Genomic DNA, 21,978 nt, shown 5'->3' with positions numbered 1-21,978 from the left:
TTATGCCTCGCCTGTCTTGTAAATCATGGGAAATTCAAATTGATAACCGGTGCCAAGGCGGGCGATGGTTTCCGATTCGCCCAGGATCAGCCTGCCGTCGTCCTTCAGGCTGTGGCGTGCCTGCCGCAATACCGTTTCCTGGTGCTCGGCATCGAAATAAATCAGCACATTGCGCAGGAACACCAGGTCGAACTGCTGGGCAGGGCGCAAGGGTTCGAGCAGGTTGTGCAGCGCAAAGCTGACGTGTTGACGCAGCTCGTCGTTGACCTGCACGCCATACGGCGAGGCCGTGAAGTATTTGCGCAGCAATTCCGGGTGCGACAGCCGGATGCGCTCGACCGAACGGCCGCTGTACTGGCCGGCGCGCGCCGCATTCAATATCTGCTGCGAAATATCGCTGGCGAAAATCTGGTAGCGAAAAGCCGGCTGCTGCACCTTGAACTGCTCGCACACCATGGCGATCGAGTACAGCTCCTCGCCGCTGGCGGCCGCCGCCGACCACACTTTCAGGCAGCCCCCCGGATGCTGGCGCGCCCAGGCCGGCAGGTAGCGCTCGCCAAAATACTCCCAGATTTGCGGCGTGCGGAAAAACAGGGTATCGTTGGTGGTCACCAGGTCGATGAAATGGGCCACTTCCTCGCGGTCGCTGGCCACCTTGTCCAGGTAGGCCTGGTAGCTGTGCAGCGACAGCGCCTGCAGGCGCGGCTGCAGGCGCCGCTCGAGCAAAATGCTCTTGCGCGGCGTCATGGCGATACCCGTATGCTCGCGCACCATGGCGATCAGGCTGGTGAGAACTTCGGGCGTCAGGGTGGCGGCGTGGCTCATCGTGTGCATCACCTAGACCACGAAACCGGACACGGTCTGGTTCAGGTTGCCGGCGCGGTCGTTCAGGGCGTCGGTGGAGCGGGCGATGCTGTCGACATTGGCGGCCGATTTTTCCGTTTCCTCGGCGATATACTGGATCGCGGTCGACACCTCGCGCGCCGTCAGCAGCTGCTCGTTGGCGGCCTTGGAGATATCGGAGATGGCCAGCGTCGTCTTGCCCACGCCCGAGACGATCTTGTCGAAGGCGTCGCTGGCCTGGCGCGAAATCTCGCTGCCGGTGGTGACCCGCTTGACCGACTCGTTGATCAGCTTGGAGATTTCCTTCGTCGCCTGCGAGGAACGCTCGGCCAACTTGCGCACCTCGTCGGCCACCACCGAAAAGCCCAGGCCGTGCTCGCCCGCGCGCGCCGCCTCGATGGCCGCATTGAAGGCCAGCATATTGGTCTGGTTGGCGATCTCGCTGATCACCTTGACGATTTCGCCGATGTCTTCCGAGGAGCGGTTGATCAGGTCCATCGCCTCGATCGATTTGGCGACGGCGCGCGCGCCCGCTTCGGCTTCCTGCTGCGTGGCGCGGGCCAGGTAGTCGGCGCTGGAGACGTTCTCGGCAATCGAGTTGATCGAGAAGGTGAGGCCGTCGATCGAGGCGTTCATCTGTTCGACGGTGGCGCCCAGCGCCTGCGTGCCCACCGCCACGCCCGTGGCGCGCTCGGCGATCGCATGCGAGGAATCGGCAAAGCCGCCGGCGGCCGCCACCACGTTGGCGATCACGCCGCGCAGGTCGACGATCATCTTGCCGATGCCGCCGGCCAGCAGGTCGATCGGTTCCTCGCCTTCCTGCACGATGGTGCAGGTCAGGTCGCCTTGCGCCGCGCGCGCCACCGAGTCGAGCAGCACCTTGACCTTGCGGCTGTCATCCTGCGATTTGTCGTGGATGCTCGCTTCCAGCCTGACCTGCTCGGTAATGTCGATGGCAAATTTCACCACCTTGTAGGGCTTGCCATTGAGGTCGAGGATGGGATTGTAGGTGGCCTGTATCCAGACCACCTTGCCGTTGTTGCCGATGCGCTTGTAGCGGCCGCTGTCGAATTCGCCGCGGTTCAGCTTTTGCCAGAATTTTTTATATTCGAGGCTGTTGGCATACTCGGCTTCGCAAAACATGCGGTGATGCTCGCCCTTGATATCGGCCAGCTCATACCCCATCACGTCGAGGAAATTCGCATTGGCGTCGAGTACATTGCCATGCACATCGAATTCCACCACCGCCTGCGCCTTGCCGATGGCGCTGACCTTGCCTTCGTATTCGGCATTGCGCATCTTGACGGCGGTGACGTCGTTGGCGAACTTGATGACTTTATAGGGCTTGCCATCGGCGTCGAAGATGGGATTGTAGGAAGCGCTGATCCACACTTCATGGCCATCCTTGGCGCGGCGCTTGTAATCGCCCTGGTCGAATTCGCCACGCGCCAGCTTGGCCCAGAATTCGCGGTATTGCGGCGTTTTGACATACTCGGGATCGCAGAACATGGCGTGATGCTTGCCCTGCACCTCGTCCAGGGTATAGCCGACGACGTTCAGGAAGTTGTCGTTGGCGTGCAGGATGGTACCGTCGAGCTCGAATTCGATCACCGCCTGCACCCGGTTGATGGCAGTGTTGATCGCTTGTAAGTCCAGATCCTGGGAATGGCTGACATGGCTGGCTGCGTCCATAATATTTCCTTCAGTTGAGTCGGTATATATAAGAGAGAAAAGGAAGGGTATTTTATTAATGCGTGGGTCTGTTACATTGCGTGATAATCTGCCGTGCATTTAAATCTTCGGTGGTAATTGGTGAGAATCTACGCACTCGACGCTATATTTGATTGCAGCCAGTTTGCCATATATGACGTGTATTGTAGAGTGTTGATTTTTATCAATAAATTTATTATTCCTCAGGCTATATGGAAAAACAAGAGAGATCTTTAAATATGGGTAAAAGTGTGGTTGTTGCCGCTTTTATTCATATAAAAAAGGGTATTGCCATTATTAATAGAAGGTTTTATCTATTGCATTTGTCATACTGTTTCGAATATTAATTTGATAGTCGAAAAAAGCATTTCGGCCGCCTGGCACGGCGCCTGGCACGGTGATCCTGTAACATGAGGCCCGAGGCCGCCCGGAAGGACAAAAATAATACGAGCGTTCTTTTGTGCGGTATAGTGAAGCTTCAACGCTTGCCATATCCAAGACACCCACACCAACAAGGAAGAGACAATGAGCGCCGAGTATCAAGTCAACGGTTCCGTAGCCGTGATCACCCTCGCCAATCCACCGGTCAATGGACTGGGACTGGCTACCCGCACCGCCGCCGTGGCCGGCATCAGGCAGGCGCTGGCCGACGACGCCATCAAGGCCATCGTCATCACCGGTGCCGGCAAGGCCTTTTCGGGCGGCGCCGATATCAAGGAATTCAATTCACCGAAGGCCCTCACCGAGCCGACCCTGCATACCCTGATCAATGTGGTGGAGCAATCGACCAAGCCGGTGGTGGCCGCCATCCATAGCGTGTGCATGGGCGGCGGGCTGGAGCTGGCGCTGGGCTGCAATTACCGCGTCGCCTCGCCTGGCGCGCAGATGGCCTTGCCGGAAGTGAAACTCGGCATCTTGCCGGGCGCGGGCGGCACGCAGCGGCTGCCGCGCGTGCTGGGCCTGGAAATGGCGCTCAACATGATTGTTTCCGGCACGCCGGTGGCGTCCGAAAAGCTGGCGGGCACGGCGCTGTTCGACGAAGTGACCGCACCGGGCGCCGACCTGTTGCAGGCTGCCGTGGCCTTTGCCGAACGAATCGCCGATGCGCGTCCGCTGCCGAAAGTGCGCGAACGCAAGGTCGATTACCCGAATCACGAAGCGTTCCTGCAGTTTTCGCGCAATACCGTGCAAGCGATGGCCGGCCCGTTCCCGGCGCCGTTGAAATGCGTGGAAGCGGTGGCGGCGGCCGTGACCATGAAATTCGATGATGGCCTGAAATTCGAACGCGAACTGTTCATGCAGCTGGTGCAGTCGCCGGAATCGAAGGCCCTGCGCCACGCCTTCTTTGCCGAGCGCGTGGCCAGCAAGGTGCCGGACGTGCCGGCCGACACCCCCGTGCGCGCGATCGCTTCGGCGGCGATTGTGGGCGCCGGCACCATGGGCGGCGGCATCGCCATGAATTTCGCCAATGCCGGCATCCCCGTCAAGCTGCTGGAAACGACGCAGGAAGCGCTGGACAAGGGCCTGGCGACTATCCGCAAGAATTATGAAAACACGGTGAAAAAGGGCAAGCTGACGCAGGACAAGGCCGAGCAGCGCATCGCGCTGGTCACCGGCACCCTGGACTATGCGGATATTTCACAGGCCGATATCGTGGTCGAAGCCGTGTTCGAGGAGATGGGCGTCAAGGAAGCGGTGTTCAGGCAGCTCGATGCCGTCATGAAGCCGGGTGCCATCCTGGCGTCGAATACGTCCACGCTGGACCTGGACCAGATCGCCAGTTTTACCGGCCGCCCGCAGGACGTGATCGGCACGCATTTCTTCAGCCCCGCCAATGTGATGAAGCTGCTGGAAATCGTGCGCGGCAGGGACACCGGCAAGGACGTGCTGGCCAGCGCGCTGGCGCTGTCGAAAAAACTGAAGAAAACCGGCGTCGTTTCCGGCGTGTGCGACGGTTTTATCGGCAACCGCATGATCGAGCAATACAGCCGTCAGGCCGGCTTCCTGCTGGAAGAAGGCTGTTTGCCGGCCCAAGTCGACAAGGCGGCCGAACAATTCGGCTTCGCCATGGGCCCGTTCCGCATGGGCGACCTGGCCGGCAACGATATCGGCTGGGCCATCCGCAAGCGCCGCTACGTGCAAAAGCCGGACGTGACGTATTCGAAGACGGCCGATTTGCTGTGCGAGCTGGGCCGCTACGGCCAGAAGACGGGCGCCGGCTGGTATGACTACAAGGCGGGCGACCGCAAGGCCTATCCGTCCGAGCAGGTCAACGCCATGATCGTGCGGCACTCGCAGGACATCGGCGTGGAGCGGCGCAAGATCAGCGACAAGGAAATCGTCGAACGGCTGGTGTATGCCCTGGTGAACGAGGGCGCGCGCATCCTGGAAGAGGGCATCGCCCTGCGCGCCTCCGATATCGACATGGTGTATTTGACCGGCTACGGCTTCCCTCTGTTCCGCGGCGGGCCGATGTTCCATGCCGATACGGTGGGCTTGCCGAATGTGCTCGATGCGATTGCCGGCTATGCCCAGGGGCGCCATGGCGAGGCCTGGACGCCGGCGCCGCTGCTGGTCAAGCTGGCGGGCGAGGGCAAGGGATTCAATAGCTGATGCTGCTTGACGGCGAATGAAAAAGGGGCAGATTCATCTGCCCCTTTCTTTATTTCTTCTTGACCACCATTTTGACTGCTTCATTGACGATCACGGGATTGTCCTTCTGGATGTAATAGCCGGCGCCCGTGATGCGCTCGATGGCGGGGGCGCCGGACAGGCGCTGCCAGTCCTTTTCCTGGGCCCGTACCAGGGTCTCGTACGAGCCCATTTCCTCGATGCCGAACTTGTCGCGCACCAGCAGCATGGCCGGCGCGCGCAGCGGCGTCTTCATGTCGATGTGTTGCAGGCATTGCGCCTGAGCGTCGAATTCCGCCGTTTCGGTGCTGTTGAACATCAGCTTGCGCCGGGTCTTCAGCAGCATGGCGTAGGTGGATGCGTCGGTTTGCATGCGCTGCCACTGTTGCGGATGGGTGGGGTCGAGCAGGATCAGGCCGGCCACGTCCTGCGGGTACAGCCTGGCATACACATATTGATACAGCCCGCCCAAGCCTTGCCCTACCAGGATATACGGTGGTTTCAAGCCTGCCTGCCCCAATAGCGCGCGCTGCTGGGCGGCGATGGTGCAGGGGTCGCGCGGGGTGGTGGTCTTCTGGCTGGCGCCATAGCCGGGCCGGTCATACACCAGCACGCGGTGGTTTTTCGCAACTTCCGGCAGCACGCCGTCCCACACATCCTTGCCGTCGCCGAGGCCGGACTGGAAGACCACCGGCAGGGCGCCCTGGCCGGTCAGGGTGTAGGCGATGGTGGCGTCGGGCAGGGTGGCGCTGGCGGGCGGGCCCGACTTGGGGGCGGACGAGGGCAACATGGAACAGCCGGACATCAACAGCGCTACGCTGCCGAGGAGAATGGCGCGCGCGGGGCGGACGGCGGATAGATGCTGCATGAATCTCCTTCTTGGTTCACGGATCGGTATGACGTCACCCATTATAGGCACATCATACGGCGATGAAAACATTGAACAGAGGGAAATGCCCGTGCTTTTGTCACCAGCGTGCGCTGGCACACGGCCTGCCGCCGTCTGGGGGCGTGTCAGCTTGAGCGCCTGAAGCGCAGCACGATCTGGCGGCTGATGCCCTGCACATGGGGCGCGAACAGCATCACCGCGCAGAAGGCCACCGGCCAGGCGGCCAGGAAAGCATGGCGCCAGCGCGCCAGGAAGTCGTCCTGCAAGCCGATATTGAGCCAGGTCACCCAGGCGCTCATCAGCAAGGTCATGACCAGCGACATGATGACGGCAAATACAAAACGCAAACGCAGGGCTACGGACATGGTGAGTCTTTCAAAAAAGTGAACAGACAGGCAGCATAGTCACTTGCAACAATCTATACTAGACGCATATTTTTAATCTGAAATTTCAAAAATGGAATTGATCAACGACCATGTTGGATGACCTGGCCCTGTTTGTCGCCATCGTCGAGGCCGGCAGCCTGAATGCGGCGGCGGCCGCCGAAGAGCTGCCTGCCGCCACCGTCACGCGCCGCCTGCAAAAGCTGGAAAGCCAGCTGGGCTACCGCCTGCTCAACCGCAGCGCGCGGCGCATGCAGCCGACGGCGGAAGGCTGGCAATACTATGAACAGTGCCGGCCGCTGGTGCATGCCCTGCGGCAGGCGACGCGCCAGCTCGACGCCAGCTTGTCGGCCGTGTCCGGCTCGATCCGCGTGCTGGCGCCCGTCAATTTTGCCAGCGGCCTGCTGACGCCGGCCTGGGTCAGCTTCATGCGGCAGTATCCTGAAATACGGCTGGAACTGGAACTGTCGAACCGGCTGCAGGACATGGTGACCAGCGGCGCCGACCTGGCGATCCGCGTCGGCGCGCTCGACGACTCCTCGCTGATGCAGCGCCGCCTGGGCAGCGCGGCGCTGGTGATGGTGGCCGCGCCCGCCTACCTGGCGCGCACCGGCGTGCCGCAGGACCTCGCTTCCCTGGAACAGCATGAACTGATCGTGGCCGAGCCGCTGCGCACCTGGCGCTTGCACCGCCCCGGCGACGGCGCCGAGATGGTGCTGCAGCCGCAGGCGCGGCTGCGGGTCAATGAAATGCGCCTTGCGGTCGAGATGGCGGAAGCTGGCATCGGTGTGCTGCTGTGCCCGCTGTTGCAATGCCGCCAGGAGGTGGCCGATGGCCGTTTGGTGCGCGTGCTGCCCGACTGGATGCCGCAGCCGCGCCATGTGTACGCGGTCTGGACCCAGCGCCGCTACCTGCCGGCCAGGGTGCGGGTGTTGCTGGAACACCTGGCGCAGTTCGCGGAAAACTGCCCAGCGCTGAACCAGCCGGCCTAGCTTTGCTGTTGTTGCAACTGTAACTGCAGCTGCAGCCAGCCGGCAAAGGCGCGCAGGCGCGTGACGAATTGATCGTCCGGCGCGCCACCCTGGCCGGCATGGCGCATGAAAAAGTCGATCTGCTCCCGCATCGCCGGATAACTGCTGAGAAACAATGCCGCATGCTGTTCCAGGGTTTGCGGCCACGACGGTTCATCTTCCGCGCGCAGCACGCTGGTGGCGCGTAGCAGCCTGCGCGCCGCTTCGCGCTGGCGGCGCACCAGCTTGGCAGTGTCTAGCTCGCGCAGTTGCTCGATCTCCCGGGCCTGGCGTTCGAGTACTTCGACGATATCGCCATTGACGGCCAGCGCGATGGTGCGCGACGGCGGGAAGGGCGTGAAACAGCGCGACAAGTCGTTGCCCCAGATGCAGCGGCAGTGGTGCTTGAGCCAGTAACCCCAGCTGTGCAGGTGGCGCGGCGCCAGCGCGTCGATGCGGGTGCCGATATCGAAATCGATCTTGCTCACTTCCGGATGGCGCGCCGCCAGCGCCAGGCGCAGCGCTTCGAGCATGCTGGCGTCGCGCGGCGCAGGGCGGTGGCGCAGGATCAGGGTCACGTCCAGGTCCGACACGCCGGGTGTCGCATCGCCGCGCGCCACGCTGCCGTACAGATAGATGCCATCGAGCAGCTCACCGGCCTGCGCCAGCAGCGCCGTGCGCAGGTCATCGATCAGGTCAAGATAGGCTGGCTGGAAAGGGCCGTGGGGAGCCGGTGGAATGGTACTTGTGGTGACGGTCATGCGAATTCTGGCTTCAAAAGGCGGACTGTAGCATGCGCCAGCACTAGCGATGGCACACATCTTTCCAGAAAGTAAAACCGAGCGCTTGTACTTGGCGCCTTGATCGCGTTAAGATAAAGATGTCAAGCGTTTTTGGCCATGCAGTCCTTCCCGCAGTTTATTTACACCATGCCATGAGAGATGCAATGAAATATCTGATCGTCCCCTGTTTGTTGGCCATCACCGGCTGTGAGGTTTTGTATGACGCGAATCGGGATAAGATCGGCGAGTACTGCAACAGCCTCAACAATTTTGATGACCGCAACGCCTGCCGCAAGCGCAACCAGACCAGCTACCAGGAATATGTGCAGCATCGTGACCAGCTGAAGAAGGGTGCGAGCGACAAATAATCCGTCGTTCGTGCATGAAAAAACGCCGCCGGGAGCAATCCCGGCGGCGTTTTTCCTGAGGCACCGGCGCGCTGGCCGGTGCACACGGTACATCAGTCGTCGGCGTAGATATTGTTGTCCTTGGTTTCACGCACGAACAGGGTGCCGATCACGACTGTGGCCAGGGCCACGATGATCGGATACCACAGGCCATAATAGATATCGCCCTTGAACGCCACCAGCGCAAAGGCGGTGGTCGGCAGCAGGCCGCCGAACCAGCCATTGCCGATATGGTAGGGCAGCGACATCGAGGTATAGCGTATGCGGGTCGGGAACATTTCCACCAGCATGGCGGCGATCGGGCCGTACACCATGGTGACATACAGCACCAGGATAAACAGCAGCAGCACGACCATCGGCTTGTTGATGCGGTCCGGGTCGGCCTTGGCAGGGTAGCCCGCTTCCTTGACGCCGGCGCCGATTTCCTTCTTGAAGGCCGCTTCCTTGGCCTTGCTGTCGGCGTCGAAGTTCAGGCCGTCGGCCGTCATGACGGCGTTAAACGAGGTGAATTCCTTGGCGCCGATGCGTACCTTGGCGATGGAGCCGGCCGGCGCGTCTTCCTTGGTGTAGTTCACCGAGCTGTTCGACAGGAAGCCGGTGGCGATGTCGCACGAGGACGGGAATTTCTTGGTGCCCGTCAGGTTGAACTGGAAGTGGCAGGAAGCCGGATCGGCCACCACCACCACGGGCGAGTTCTTCAGTGCCGTTTCCAGCTGCGGATTGGCAAAATGGGTCAGGCCGTTGAAAATCGGGAAGTAGGTCAGCGCGGCAATCAGGCAGCCACCGAGAATGATGTACTTGCGGCCGATGCGGTCCGACAGGCTGCCGAAGAACAGGAAGAATGGCGTACCGAGCAGCAGCGCGATGGCGATCAGGATATTCGCCGTGGCCAGGTCCACCTTCAGGGTCTGGATCATGAAGAACAGGGCGTAGAACTGGCCCGTGTACCACACCACGGCCTGGCCGGCGGTCAGGCCGATCAGCGCCAGGATCACGATTTTCAGGTTGCGCCACTGGCCGAACGCTTCGGTCAGCGGGGCTTTCGAGGTACGGCCTTCGGCCTTCATCTTGGCAAATGCCGGCGATTCATCCATGGCCAGGCGGATCCAGACGGAAATACCGAGCAGCACCACCGACACCAGGAACGGCACGCGCCAGCCCCAGGCTTCGAACTCCGCTTCGCCGGTCGCCAGGCGGGTGCCCAGGATCACCATCAGCGACAGGAAGAAACCCAGGGTGGCGGTGGTCTGTATCCAGGCCGTGAACGCCCCGCGCTTGCCTTCGGGAGCATGCTCGGCCACATAGGTGGCCGCGCCGCCATATTCGCCGCCCAGCGCCAGGCCCTGCAGGATGCGCAGGATGACCAGGATGATAGGCGCCGCGATGCCGATCGAGGCATGGCCCGGCAGCAGGCCGACGATAAAGGTCGAGCCGCCCATGATCAGGATGGTGATCAAAAAGGTGTATTTACGGCCGATCATGTCGCCCAGGCGGCCGAACACGAGCGCGCCGAACGGACGCACGATAAAGCCGGCGGCAAACGCCAGCAGCGCGAAAATGAAGGTGGTGGTGGGATCGCCGATAAAGAATTGCTTGGCGATAATCGATGCGAGCGAACCGTACAGATAAAAGTCGTACCATTCAAAGACGGTGCCGAGCGAGGAAGCAAAGATGACCTTGCGTTCCTCCTTGGTCATTGGCGCCCCTTTGGCCGCGAACTTGCGTACGTCGGCCGAGCCGGATGGTGTTGCCATGGTGTTGTCTCCCTATGTTTTATAGTGAACCGTTGCCGAGGTCTTGCTGACCATTCTTGCAACAGCTACGGGCCAGTCTGTCCCTGGAACCTTACGCGGCGCTTACAATTGCAGTCATTTGCACAGCCTTTGCAAGGTCTTTGCAGGAGCGAACGACCGTACTTATCTATGCTATTCTCAGCCACCTACTTACTATCACCCAGGAGACATCACATGAATGAAGCCGTCATCGTATCGACCGCCCGCACGGGCCTGGCCAAGTCCTGGAAAGGCGCGTTCAACATGACGCATGGCGCCACCCTGGGCGGCCATGTGCTGGCCGCCGCCATCGAACGCGCCGGCATCGAGGCGGGCGAAGTGGAAGACGTGCTGGCCGGCTGCGCCTTTCCCGAAGGCGCCACCGGCGGCAATATCGCGCGCCAGATCGCCCTGCGCGCCGGCTGCCCGGTCACGACCGGCGGCATGACCATCAACCGCTTCTGTTCCTCGGGCCTGCAGGCGATCGCCACGGCGGCGCAGCGCATCATCGCCGGCGAAGGCGATATCTATGCGGCCGGCGGGGTCGAATCGATTTCCTGCGTGCAGAACGAAATGAACAAGCATATGTACCGCGAAGTGTGGCTGCAGGAAAACAAGCCAGCCCTGTACTGGCCCATGCTGCAAACGGCCGAAACGGTGGCCCAGCGCTACAGCATTTCGCGCGAGCGCCAGGACCATTACGGCGCGCAAAGCCAGCAGCGGGCCGCCAGCGCCCAGGCCGCCGGCCTGTTCGATGCGGAAATCGTGCCGATGACCACCACCATGGGCGTGGCCGACAAGGCCAGCGGCATGCTGACCACGCGCGAAGTGACGATATCCGCCGACGAAGGCATCCGGGCCGACACCACCTATGAAGGCGTGTCGAAAATCCGTCCGGCCGTGCCGGGCGGGGTGATCAGCGCCGGCAACGCCAGCCAGTTTTCCGACGGCGCGGCGATGGCCATCGTCATGAACGCGAAAGTGGCCGAAGCGAAGGGCCTGCAACCGCTGGGCATCTTCCGCGGCTTTGCCGTGGCCGGCTGCGAACCTGACGAAATGGGCATCGGCCCCGTGTTTGCGATTCCGAAGCTGCTGAAAAAAGCCGGCTTGACGGTGGCCGATATCGGCCTGTGGGAACTCAATGAAGCGTTCGCCGTGCAAGTGCTGTACTGCGCCGACACCCTGGGCATCCCGCTGGACCGCCTGAACGTGAACGGCGGCGCGATCGCCGTCGGCCACCCTTACGGCGTATCGGGCGCGCGCCTGACGGGCCACGCGCTGATCGAAGGCAAGCGCCGCGGCGTCAAATATGTGGTGGTGACCATGTGCATCGGCGGCGGGCAGGGCGCGGCCGGTTTGTTCGAAGTGGCCTAGTGTTCTGCAGAGTGAGCCGATAGCGGTTACAGTATTGGCTCTCTTTCGTACTCCATTGCACATCATGATCAAGCACATCGTTTTCTGGAAACTCAAGGACCACGCCGAAGGCGCCGACCGCGCCACCAACGCCCTGAAACTCAAGGCCCTGCTCGACAGCTGCTCTGCTCTCGTGCCCGGCATTTTGAAATTCGAAGCGGCCGTGGCCCAGCCCGGCCTGGAAGCGACCTACGACATCGTGCTGTACAGCGAATTCGACAGCCGCGAGTCGCTTGACGCCTACCAGAACCATCCGGAACACGTGAAGATCAAGCCGTTTTTTGGCGCCGTGCGTGAAGCGCGGCAGTGCATGGACTACGAAGTTTAACTTAACGCAGCAGAAATCCGGGGTCAGACCCGCCGGGTCTGACCCCAGCCCTCTGCTGATTCCACCGATCATCAGGAGCACACATGACCACATATCAACGCATCGTCCTCGCCTCCCGCCCCAAAGCCGAAGTCCAGCCTGACAACTTCCGCCTGGAAACCGTCGAGATGCCCGCCATCCAGGACGGCGAACTGCTGGTACGCAACCATTACCTGTCCTTGGACCCCTACATGCGTGGCCGCATGAGCGAGAGCAAGAGCTACGCCGCTTCGCAGGCCATCGATGAAACCATGATCGGCGGCACCATCGGCGAGGTGATCGCATCGAAGCATGCGAAGTTTGCCGTTGGTGATACCGTCGTCGGTACTTTGGGCTGGACGGAAGTGGCGGTGTCCGACGGCACCATGCTGCGCAAGGTCGACACCACGCATATTCCCGAATCGGCCTACCTCGGTTCGGTGGGCATGCCCGGCATGACGGCCTGGTACGGCCTGAACCATATCATGGCGCCGAAAGCGGGCGAAACGGTGGTCGTGTCGGCCGCCAGCGGCGCGGTGGGCAGCGTGGTGGGCCAGCTGGCCAAGCTGAAAGGCTGCCGCGTGGTCGGCATCGCCGGCGGCCCGGAAAAATGCGCGTATGTGGTCGACGAGCTGGGCTTCGATGCCTGCGTCGACTACAAGGCGGGCAAGCTGGAAGCTGACTTGGCGGCGGCCACCCCGGACGGCATCGACGCCATCTTTGAAAACGTCGGCGGCAAGGTGTTCGATACGGCGCTGGCGCGCACCAACGCGTTTGGCCGCATCGCCCTGTGCGGCTGGATTGCCGGCTATGACGGTCAGCCTACGCCGATCGACAATTTCCGCCTGATCCTGATCAACCGCCTGACGGTGCGCGGCTTTATCGTCTCGGAACAGCCGGAACTGTGGCCGGAAGGCCTGGCCGAGCTGGGCAAGCTGGTGGCGGAAGGCAAGCTGAAATTCCGCGAGTCCATCGCCGAAGGGCTGTCGAATGCGCCGGAAGCGTTTATCGGTTTGTTGAAGGGACGTAACTTCGGCAAGCAGCTGGTCAAGCTCTCCTGATATTGTTCTGGTGGAAGAGGCCGTGCGACAATGGCGGCCTGTTTCCACTTCCACGCCATCATGAGCACCGATATCAGCAACTACACTATCCGCCTCGGCGACTGGGCCACCCTGGGCCACGACGCCTCCGCCATCCGCTTTGAAGTCTTTGTCGACGAACAGAAGGTTCCCGCCGAGATCGAGCTCGACGAGATGGACGCCGTCTGCCTGCATGCCGTCGCCTATGACAACGACGGTCACGCCATCGGCACGGGCCGCTTGCTGCCCGACGGCCATATCGGCCGCATGGCCGTGCGCAAGGCGGGCCGTGGCACCGGCGTCGGCGGCGCCATCCTGCAGAAATTAATGGAGAAAGCGCGCGAACGCGGCGATGCGGCCGTGGTGCTCAATGCCCAGACCGTGGCCGCGCCGTTCTATGCGCGCCATGGTTTTGTGCAGCAGGGGGAAGAGTTTGCGGAGGCGGGGATCGCGCATATTGAAATGCGCCTGGAATTCTGAGAGAACGTCGGATTACGCGCAAGGCGCTAATCCGACCTACCCGACATGCGGTGTAAACCGTAGGTCGGGTTAGCGCGCAGCGCGTAACCCGACAACAACCTTTACCATCAATTCTGCGCGTGCGACTGGCGCCATTTGTCCAGTATCACCGCCAGCACGATCACCACGCCCTTGGCCACATACTGCCAGAACGACGACAGTCCCAGGATGGTCAGGCCGTTGTTCATCACGCCGATGATCAGGGCGCCGATCACGGTGCCCCAGACGGAACCGACGCCGCCCATCAGGCTGGTGCCACCGAGCACTACTGCCGCGATTGCGTCGAGCTCGTAGCCGGTACCCCAGTTGCCGTTCGCGGCGTACAGGCGGCTGGCCGACATGGCGCCGCCCAGGCCGGCGAACAGGCCGCTGATCGTGTAGACAAACATCAGGACCAGGCCGACCTTGATGCCGGTCAGGCGTGCAGCCTGGATATTGCCGCCGACGGCGTAGATATGCAGGCCCAGGGTGGTCTTGCGCAGGATAAACCAGGTCAGGATCACCACCAGCGCGGCCAGCCAGATCAGCCACGGGATCGCCAGAAAGCTGCCGTTGCCCATCCATTCGAAGCTCGGGATTTCCGTGTTCAGCACGCTGGTGCCGTCAGCGAGCAGATAGGCCGCGCCGCGCAGCGCCGTCATGGTGCCCAGGGTCACCACGAACGGATTCAATCCCACCAGCGCCACCAGCACGCCGTTCAGTGCGCCCAGCAGCAGGCCGACGATCAAAAAGGTGGGGATCGAAAAGCCGGCGAACTGCGCCGACAGCGACATCAGCATGCCGGCCACGGCCGACACGGCCAGCACGGAGCCGACGGACAGATCGATGCCGCTGGTGAGGATGACGAAGGTCATGCCGGAAGCGAGCACGATATTGATCGACACCTGGCGGAAGATATTCATGGTGTTGGTGCTGGTCATGAAGGTCGATTCGCCATCGGCCGAGAAATACACGGTCAGGCCGTACATGGCCAGGTAGAGCACCACCAGCACGGGCAGCATGCCCAGGCGGCGCATCAGGTTCGAGGCATTGAAAGGTTGGCTGGCGCTTGCGGCGCCGCCGGTGGTGGTCGTGGTCATGATGATTCTCCCTGTATTGATGTTTTAAGCGGCGTCCAGATGGGTGGCGTAGGCCAGGATCTTTTCCTGCGTGATGTCGTCGCCCGTCACTTCGCCGGTCAGCCTGCCTTCGCACATCACCATCACGCGGTCGCAGATGCCGACCAGTTCGGCCAGTTCGCTGGAAATGCACAGCACCGCCGTGCCCGCGTCCGCCAGCTGGTGGATGATCTTGTAGATCTCGCTTTTGGCGCCGACGTCGACGCCGCGCGTCGGCTCGTCGAGGATCAGCACTTTCGGCTTGATCGCCAGCCAGCGCGCCAGCAGCACTTTCTGCTGGTTGCCGCCCGACAGGCCGCCGACGATGCCTTCCGGTCCCGATACTTTCACGTTCAGGCTGCCGATCGATTCACGCGTCAGTCTGGTCAGCGCGCGGCGGTCGACCACGCCGGCGGTGGCGTGCTGCGACAATATATTCATCGACATGTTTTCCATGGCCGACAGCTGCATGAACAGGCCCAGGCTCTTGCGGTCCTCCGGCAGGTAGCCGATGCCGTGGCGGATCGCCGCCAGCGGTTCGGCAATATGGACTTCCTTGCCGTCGAGCCAGACCTGGCCCGATTGCTTCTTGTCGGCGCCAAAGATCAGGCGCGCCAGTTCCGTGCGGCCGGCGCCCACCAGGCCGGCCAGGCCCGCCACTTCACCGGCGTGCAGCACGAAGCTGGCCGGCTTGACCTTGCCGGCGCCGACGTTTTCCACCCGCAGGCGCTCGGCGCCGCGCGTGGTGCGCCTTTGGTGCGAATAAAAGTCGTCGGCGGGGCGGCCCACCATCATCTGCACGACTTTCTTCTGGTCCAGTTCGTCCTTGCCCAGCTCGCCCACATAGGCGCCGTCGCGCAGCACCGTGATGCGGCGCGCCAGGCGCTCCACCTCGGCCATGCGGTGGCTGATGTAGAGAATCGCCAGGCCTTTGTCGCGCTGCTCTTCGATAATGCGGAACAATTGTTCGGTTTCGCGGTCGGACAGCGCCGCCGTCGGCTCGTCCATGATCAGGATGCGGCTTTCGTGCACGAGGGCGCGGGCGATTTCCACCTGCTGCTGCTCGGCGATCGACAGGGTGGCGACCATGGTGTCGGCATTGAAGCGCGAGCCCAGGTCGGCCAGGATGGCATTGGTGCGGGCGCGCATCTCGCCGCCCTTGACGGTCCAGAACGGTCCCTTGGGCTCGCTGCCCATGAAGACGTTCTGCGCCACCGTCATGTTCTTGGCCACGCTCAGTTCCTGGTAGATCAGGTTGATGCCCAGCGCGCGGGCTTCGCCCGGATTGCGGATCTTGATCGGCTTGCCGTCCAGGATGATTTCCCCGGCGTCCGGCGTGTAGACGCCGGACAAAATCTTCATCAGGGTACTTTTTCCGGCACCGTTTTCGCCCATCACGGCATGGATTTCGCCTTTGCGCACCGTCAGGTGCACGCCGCGCAGCGCGCGCGTGGCGCCAAAGCGCTTCTCGATGCCGCGCATTTCAAAAATGATTTCGTCGCTCATGACTGTCCTTCCTTGCTTTGAAACTGCCGCCCGCCACCGGCGGGGCCGGGGTGGACGGCACGTGGTTCAGGTCAGCCAGATCAGTTTTTTACCCAGCCGGTGTAGGTGGCGACGTTTTCCTTGGTGATGGCCGGGGTCGGCAGCAACACCATGGTTTGCTTCGGCGTACGGCCGTTCATGATGTCGTAGCCCATCTGCACTGCCTCGGTGGCCATGCGGTACGGGTTTTGCGCCGAGGTGGCGGCGAACAGGCCTGCCTTGTTTTTCAGGGCGTTCTGGCCGTCCGGCGCGCCGTCGACGGCGGTGATCAGTTTCACGTCGGTGCGCTTGGCTTGCTTGATCGCCAGTTCGGCGCCGATGCCGGTCGGATCGTTGATGGCGAACACGCCGTCAATCTTCGGATGGGCCGTCAGCAGGTTCGACATCACCGTCATGCCGCCGTCACGGCTGCCGCCGGCGTTCTGGTTGTCGGACAGGATCTTGATGTCCTTGAAGCCGGCCAGGGTTTTCTTGCAGCCGTTGACGCGGTCGATCACGGAGGTCACCGGTGGGCCGTTCAGGATCACCACATTGCCCTTGCCGCCGATCTGCTTGGCCAGGTAGGCGCACGAGACGTCGCCGGCCATGGTGTTGTCGGACATCACGGTGGCCGAGGCGCCGACGGCGCCGACGTCGACGGCGATCACGGTCACGCCCGCGTTGCGCGCTTTCTTGATGGCCGGGGCGATGCCCTTGGAGTCGACGGCGTTCAGGATGATGATGTCGGTTTTATTCGCGATGAAGTTCTCGATTTGGTCGACCTGGGTGTTCAAGTCATATTTGCTCGACACGGTGGTCACTTTCACGCCAGGTCCGCCGATTTTCTTTGCGCTTTCTTCGGCGCCGCGGCCGATCGCCACGAAGAACGGGTTGGCCAGGTCACCCACGCTGACGCCGATCGATTTCAATGGCTTGTCGGCGGCAAAAGCGCCGCAGGCGGCGGACAACAGCAGGGAGGCGGTAATAACTTTTTTCATGAGTATCTCCAGAGGTTCTTATTGTGAAAAACAAGTTGTGCTACGGGTGAAAAACAAGGGGGTAAAAATCATCTTCAGGCGGCCTGGCGCAGGCTCTCGATCATCTTGTCGAGCTTGGCCGCATCGACGGCGAAGCCACGGATGCCTTCGGCCAGCTTTTCGGTCGCCATCGCATCATCGTTCAGGGCGTAGCGGAAAGCCGCTTCGTCGTACGTAATGGCCGCTTGCGGCGCGCCAGGGTCCGCACCCAGCGCGCGCTCGAACGGTTCGTCGGAGGCTTCCAGTTTCGCCAGCAGGTCGGGGCTGATGGTCAGCAGGTCGCAGCCGGACAGGGCGGTAATTTGCCCCGTGTTGCGGAAGCTGGCGCCCATCACCTGGGTCGCAATGCCATGCTGCTTGTAATACTGGTAGATGCGGGTGACCGACTGCACGCCTGGATCGTTGGACAGCGAACGGGCCGCTTCGTCCCACGATGCACCGAGCGACTTCTTGTGCCAGTCGTAGATACGGCCCACAAAAGGCGAAATCAAACGCACTTTGGCGTCGGCGCAGGCGACCGCCTGGCAGAAGGCGAACAGCAGGGTCAGGTTGCAGAAGATGCCGTCCGCTTCCAGTTCGCGCGCGGCCTGGATGCCTTCCCAGGTGGCGGCGATCTTGATCAGCACGCGTTCGCGGGTGATGCCGGTCGCTTCGTACAGGGCGATCAGGCGGCGGGCGCGGGCCACGGTGGCGGCGCGGTCAAAGCTCAGGCGGGCGTCGACTTCGGTCGAGACGCGGCCCGGCACCACTTTCAGGATTTCCAGGCCAAAACGCACCAGCACCTGGTCGACGATATCGTCGAGCGAGGCGCCCTTGTGGTCGGCGACCGTGCTGGCCAGCAAGGGCGCGTAATCGGGCTGCAGCACCGCTTTCAGGATCAGGGAAGGATTGGTGGTCGCGTCTTGCGGCGCAAAACGGGCCAATTGCAAGAAATCGCCGGTGTCGGCGACGACGGTGCTCGCTTGCTTCAGTTGTTGCAGTTGATTCATCGTGACTTGTCCTTAGGTAGACGACAGTTGATGCAGGGCCTGAACGGCAGGAAAAAGGCTGCGGTATTTGTTATAGCGGATGGTGAGCGCGGCATGTTGCGCGGCATCCGGTGCGAAGCTGTTCTTGATCGGCAGTCCCGTCGCCAGCAGGCCGGTGTGGCCGATGGCGGCAAAGCCCAGCTTGGCCGCACCCATGCTGGCCGACAATTCGCTGTTGTGCAGGGTGCGCATTTCGCGGCCCAGCACGTTGGCCAGCAATTGCGCCCAGTACTGGCTGCGCGCGCCGCCGCCGACCAGCAGGCAGTGCGGCACGGTGGCGCCGGTCGAGATGACTGCCGCCATCGCGTCGCGCAAGGCAAACGCCACCCCTTCCAGTACAGCATAGCCAAGCTGCGCCGGATTGCTATCATGGCCTAATTGCAAAAACGCGCCGCGCACTTGCGGATCGTTGTGCGGCGTGCGCTCGCCCGACAAATACGGCAGGAACAGCGGCGCGCCGGGCGTGACGGTCTGGCTTAACGGAATATCGGCCTCGACCAGCGCCAGCAGCGCCGCTTCGCCGGCCTGGTTCAGCACGCCCGTGGCCCAGCGCAGGCAGCTGGCGCCCGACAAGATGGCGCCCATGGCGTACCAGCGGCCGGGCAGGGCGTGGCAAAAGCTGTGCACGCCGCCGTTCGGATTACCCAGCGGCTGCTCGGTGACCGAGACGATGGCGGCGCTGGTGCCCAGCGAAATAAAGCTGTCGCCGGCATGGACGGCGCCGATGCCCACGGCCGAGACCGGGTTATCGCCACCGCCGCCGGCCACCACCACGTTCTCTGGCAAGCCCAGCCGTTTGGCGATAGTCGCCAGCACGGTGCCGGTGGCGGCATCGCCTTCGACCAGCGGAGGCAATTGCTCCAGGCGCAGGCCGCACGCTTCGACGATGGGCGCGAACCAGGCGCGGCGCGCTTCGTCCAGCCACAAGGTGCCGGCCGCATCGGACATGTCGGTGATTTTCTGTCCCGTCAAACGCAGGCGCAGATAGTCTTTCGGCGACAACACGCAGTCGATCACGGCAAACGCCTGCGGCTCGTGTTTTTGCAGCCACAGCAGTTTTGGCGCCGTCAGGCCGGCCATCGCCAGGCTGCCGGTGACTTCAGCAAAGGCCGGGTAGTCATGCGCCAGTTGCGCCGCCTCGGCATGGGCGCGCGCGTCGTTCCACAGGATGGCGGGCCGGATGCAGGCGTTGTCGCAGTCGAGCAGCACCGCGCCATGCATCTGGCCCGACAGGCCGATGCAGGCAATTGCGGCAAACTCGTCAGGACAGGCGGCGCGCAATTGCGCCAGCGCCGCCACGCAGGCATCCCACCAGTCCTGCGGCGCCTGTTCGGACCAGCCCGGGTGCGGGCGCGACACGTCGAGCCGCACCGAGGCCTGGCCGCGGATGGCGCCGTGGCTGTCCATCAGCACGGTTTTCAGTTCGGAAGTACCGAGATCGATACCGAGGGAAATTTTGTTGGTCATGGTCTTCAGGTCAAGGAATCAGGAACAGCCGCATGAGTTGCGCACGCGCAGCACCGGCGACAAGCGCTGCACATATTGCGCACGTTGTGGATGGGCCAGCCGCTCGATCAGCAGGTCGACCGCCATCGCGCCCAGCTCTTCCAGCGGCTGGGCCATCACGGTCAGGCGCGGGCTGAAGTAATCGGCCCAGTCGAAATCATCGAAGCCGGCCAGCGCCACGTCTTGCGGCACGGCCACATGGGCGTCGCGCAGCGCATGCATGGTGCCGATGGTCATCAGGTTATTGCCGGCGACAATCGCCGTCGGGCGCTGCGGCAGCGCCAGCAGTTCGCGCGTGGCCGCGCCGCTGCGCTCGAGATTGGAATGGCCCCATTGCAGCAGGGCCGGGTCGAACGGCAGGCCGGCGCGCGCCAGCGCCAGGCGATAACCGTCGATGCGTTCGTCGGTGGTCGACAGGCCGGGCGCGCCGGCGATAAAGCCGATGCGGCGGTGGCCGTGCACGGTGATCAGATGGCTGACCAGTTCGCAGGTGGCTTCGATATTTTCCACGCCGACCTGGTCGAAGGCCAGCGGCGACATGCGGTCGACCAGCACCGAGGCGATCTTGTTGCTGTTCAGATAGTCCAGCGCGCGGTTGTGCGGATCGCCCGACGGCGCCAGCACGATGCCGTCGACCCGGCGCTGGTGCAGGTTCTGCACCACCTTGAGTTCCTGCTCGGGGTCGTCATGGGTATCGGAAAACAGCATCATCAGGCCATGGCGCGTGCAGGCCGCCTCGATGGCGCGCACGGTTTCGCTGAAGTAATGATTGGTAAACGCGGAGATGGCCACGCCAATGGTGCCGGAAGACGAGCCAGCCAGGGCGCGCGCCAGCATGTTCGGCACATAGCCGATCTGCTGCATCGCCGTGTTGACGGCGGCGACGGTTTTCGGGCTGACCTTGCGGGTGCCGTTGACTACGTGCGAGACGGTCGACAGCGATACGTCCGCCGCCCGCGCTACATCTTCCATGGTGGCCATGGTGTCTCCTGTGTTTTTTGGTACCGCTGTTTTTATTTGCTGCTTTGCTGTTATATGACATGCTAAATAAAAGAAAGCGCTTGCGCAAGCGCTTTCTTTTTATTTTTCACGAAGTTTCTTGTTAACTTGTTTGCATGATCGTGTATTGTCATGGGTCCTGCCGTGGTCCTGTCCTGTGCGAGGCGCGGTCATCGAATGACTTTATTGATAGGGAACGACAGGGCGATGCGGGCAAGAAGACGGGGTATGGGAAGCATCGCGCTATGCCTGGCGACACTGTGGCTGCCGGCCTGGGCCGGGGAGCGGCCGGTGCTGGCCCGGGCGAAGCTGAGCGTGGTGACGGAAGAGTTTGAACCCTTCAATTTTTTCGAGCAGGGCAAGCTGACCGGCTACAGCGTGGAGCTGGTGCGCGAGCTGCTGGGGCGTGGCGGCCATGATTACGCGATGGCGTCCTACCCGTGGGCGCGCGCCTACCGCATGGCCCAGCAACTGCCGAATGTGCTGATTTTCAGCATGGCCAGGACCGCCGAGCGCGAAAAGCAGTTCCAGTGGATCGCGCCGCTGGCCCGGCGGCAGGTGTATCTGTACCAGTTGAGCAAGCGCAACGACATCAATGTGCGCACGCTGGCCGACCTGGCGCGCTACAGGACCGCAGTGAACCGCGACGATGTGGCGCAAACCCAGCTCACGGCGCTGGGCCTGGCGCGTGCGGGGCGGCTGGACCTGGCCAATAGCGAACTGTCGAGCATGAGGAAATTGCTGGTGGGACGGGTCGACCTGATTGCCGGCAATCCCTTTTCCATCCGTGGCCTGTGCGCCAAGGCCGGCGTGCCGGAAAGCGCACTCAAGCGCACCATCTTGCTGTCGGACGATTCCGACTACTACCTGGCGGCCAGCCTGGCCACGCCGGCCGCCACGGTGGAAGCGCTGCGCGGCCAGTACCAGCAGCTGCGCGGCACGCCTTTCCTGCGCGAACTGGGCGCGCGCTACCAGGTGACGCCACTGTAGTTATCGGACCTTT

Annotated in this window: 20 protein-coding genes; 8 read left to right on the top strand and 12 right to left on the bottom strand. The window is 62.5% G+C overall.

What is annotated here, in order from left to right; all coding sequences use genetic code 11:
• Window positions 1-825 carry a protein-glutamate O-methyltransferase CheR gene (locus Q8L25_RS21285; protein ID WP_308921289.1) on the bottom strand — a complete coding sequence of 275 codons (825 nt, stop codon included), beginning with the start codon at window positions 823-825 and terminating at the stop codon, window positions 1-3.
• A 12-nt stretch (window positions 826-837) separates the two neighbouring features.
• Window positions 838-2,535: a methyl-accepting chemotaxis protein gene (locus tag Q8L25_RS21280; RefSeq protein WP_308921288.1), complete on the bottom strand. Its 1,698-nt coding sequence runs from the start codon at window positions 2,533-2,535 to the stop codon at window positions 838-840.
• A 543-nt stretch (window positions 2,536-3,078) separates the two neighbouring features.
• Between Q8L25_RS21280 and Q8L25_RS21275 the strand changes: the two genes are divergently transcribed.
• Window positions 3,079-5,166, top strand: coding sequence for a 3-hydroxyacyl-CoA dehydrogenase NAD-binding domain-containing protein (locus Q8L25_RS21275; protein WP_308921287.1), 2,088 nt, complete (start codon window positions 3,079-3,081; stop codon window positions 5,164-5,166).
• Between the two features lie 49 nt (window positions 5,167-5,215).
• Here the strand turns inward: Q8L25_RS21275 and Q8L25_RS21270 are convergent, their stop codons facing one another.
• Window positions 5,216-6,052 carry an alpha/beta fold hydrolase gene (locus Q8L25_RS21270; RefSeq protein ID WP_308921286.1) on the bottom strand — a complete coding sequence of 279 codons (837 nt, stop codon included), beginning with the start codon at window positions 6,050-6,052 and terminating at the stop codon, window positions 5,216-5,218.
• 146 nt (window positions 6,053-6,198) lie between these two features.
• Window positions 6,199-6,438 (bottom strand): DUF2798 domain-containing protein, encoded by a 240-nt coding sequence (locus tag Q8L25_RS21265; protein ID WP_308921285.1) that lies wholly within the window; start codon window positions 6,436-6,438, stop codon window positions 6,199-6,201.
• 110 nt (window positions 6,439-6,548) lie between these two features.
• Between Q8L25_RS21265 and Q8L25_RS21260 the strand changes: the two genes are divergently transcribed.
• On the top strand, window positions 6,549-7,448 hold the full coding sequence (locus Q8L25_RS21260; protein ID WP_308921284.1) for a LysR family transcriptional regulator: 900 nt from the start codon (window positions 6,549-6,551) through the stop codon (window positions 7,446-7,448).
• On the opposite strand, the gene Q8L25_RS21255 is transcribed toward Q8L25_RS21260, so the two are convergent.
• Window positions 7,445-8,227, bottom strand: a complete 783-nt coding sequence (locus tag Q8L25_RS21255; RefSeq protein WP_308921283.1) for a nucleotidyltransferase domain-containing protein — start codon at window positions 8,225-8,227, stop codon at window positions 7,445-7,447. The two genes, Q8L25_RS21260 and Q8L25_RS21255, sit on opposite strands and share 4 nt — an antisense overlap.
• Before the next feature lie 185 nt (window positions 8,228-8,412).
• Between Q8L25_RS21255 and Q8L25_RS21250 the strand changes: the two genes are divergently transcribed.
• The gene (locus tag Q8L25_RS21250; protein ID WP_308921282.1) at window positions 8,413-8,616 is read left to right on the top strand and encodes a hypothetical protein; all 204 of its coding nucleotides are present in this window, start codon (window positions 8,413-8,415) and stop codon (window positions 8,614-8,616) included.
• A 92-nt stretch (window positions 8,617-8,708) separates the two neighbouring features.
• On the opposite strand, the gene Q8L25_RS21245 is transcribed toward Q8L25_RS21250, so the two are convergent.
• A complete protein-coding gene (locus Q8L25_RS21245) occupies window positions 8,709-10,409 on the bottom strand; it encodes an MFS transporter (protein WP_308921281.1) in 1,701 nt (566 codons plus the stop codon).
• A 213-nt stretch (window positions 10,410-10,622) separates the two neighbouring features.
• On the opposite strand from Q8L25_RS21245, the gene Q8L25_RS21240 reads away from it, so the two are divergent.
• The 4 genes from Q8L25_RS21240 (at window position 10,623) to Q8L25_RS21225 (ending at window position 13,745) form a co-directional block, all read left to right on the top strand.
• Window positions 10,623-11,801: an acetyl-CoA C-acyltransferase gene (locus tag Q8L25_RS21240; protein WP_308921280.1), complete on the top strand. Its 1,179-nt coding sequence runs from the start codon at window positions 10,623-10,625 to the stop codon at window positions 11,799-11,801.
• A gap of 64 nt (window positions 11,802-11,865) precedes the next feature.
• The gene (locus tag Q8L25_RS21235; RefSeq protein WP_308921279.1) at window positions 11,866-12,168 is read left to right on the top strand and encodes a Dabb family protein; all 303 of its coding nucleotides are present in this window, start codon (window positions 11,866-11,868) and stop codon (window positions 12,166-12,168) included.
• 83 nt (window positions 12,169-12,251) lie between these two features.
• On the top strand, window positions 12,252-13,247 hold the full coding sequence (locus Q8L25_RS21230) for an NADP-dependent oxidoreductase (protein WP_308921278.1): 996 nt from the start codon (window positions 12,252-12,254) through the stop codon (window positions 13,245-13,247).
• Between the two features lie 30 nt (window positions 13,248-13,277).
• The gene (locus tag Q8L25_RS21225) at window positions 13,278-13,745 is read left to right on the top strand and encodes a GNAT family N-acetyltransferase (RefSeq protein ID WP_308921277.1); all 468 of its coding nucleotides are present in this window, start codon (window positions 13,278-13,280) and stop codon (window positions 13,743-13,745) included.
• 107 nt (window positions 13,746-13,852) lie between these two features.
• On the opposite strand, the gene Q8L25_RS21220 is transcribed toward Q8L25_RS21225, so the two are convergent.
• From Q8L25_RS21220 to Q8L25_RS21195, 6 genes are all read right to left on the bottom strand, one after another.
• Window positions 13,853-14,863 carry a ribose ABC transporter permease gene (locus Q8L25_RS21220; RefSeq protein WP_308921276.1) on the bottom strand — a complete coding sequence of 337 codons (1,011 nt, stop codon included), beginning with the start codon at window positions 14,861-14,863 and terminating at the stop codon, window positions 13,853-13,855.
• 24 nt (window positions 14,864-14,887) lie between these two features.
• Window positions 14,888-16,387: a sugar ABC transporter ATP-binding protein gene (locus Q8L25_RS21215; protein ID WP_308921275.1), complete on the bottom strand. Its 1,500-nt coding sequence runs from the start codon at window positions 16,385-16,387 to the stop codon at window positions 14,888-14,890.
• Between the two features lie 80 nt (window positions 16,388-16,467).
• Window positions 16,468-17,403, bottom strand: coding sequence for an ABC transporter substrate-binding protein (locus tag Q8L25_RS21210; protein WP_308921274.1), 936 nt, complete (start codon window positions 17,401-17,403; stop codon window positions 16,468-16,470).
• Window positions 17,404-17,477: 74 nt separating this feature from the next.
• Entirely contained in the window at window positions 17,478-18,431 is a 954-nt protein-coding gene (gene tal, locus Q8L25_RS21205; RefSeq protein ID WP_308921273.1) for a transaldolase, read from the bottom strand.
• Window positions 18,432-18,443: 12 nt separating this feature from the next.
• Window positions 18,444-19,925, bottom strand: a complete 1,482-nt coding sequence (xylB, locus tag Q8L25_RS21200) for a xylulokinase (protein WP_308925771.1) — start codon at window positions 19,923-19,925, stop codon at window positions 18,444-18,446.
• 30 nt (window positions 19,926-19,955) lie between these two features.
• Window positions 19,956-20,957, bottom strand: a complete 1,002-nt coding sequence (locus Q8L25_RS21195) for a LacI family DNA-binding transcriptional regulator (protein ID WP_308921272.1) — start codon at window positions 20,955-20,957, stop codon at window positions 19,956-19,958.
• 246 nt (window positions 20,958-21,203) lie between these two features.
• On the opposite strand from Q8L25_RS21195, the gene Q8L25_RS21190 reads away from it, so the two are divergent.
• Window positions 21,204-21,965 carry a transporter substrate-binding domain-containing protein gene (locus Q8L25_RS21190; RefSeq protein WP_308921271.1) on the top strand — a complete coding sequence of 254 codons (762 nt, stop codon included), beginning with the start codon at window positions 21,204-21,206 and terminating at the stop codon, window positions 21,963-21,965.
• Window positions 21,966-21,978 lie beyond the last annotated feature (13 nt).

The sequence above is a fragment of the Janthinobacterium sp. J1-1 genome (assembly GCF_030944405.1).
GTDB lineage: Bacteria > Pseudomonadota > Gammaproteobacteria > Burkholderiales > Burkholderiaceae_D > Janthinobacterium.
Note: the sequence above shows the minus strand (reverse complement) of the source record. Positions and strands in the feature narration are given on the sequence as shown.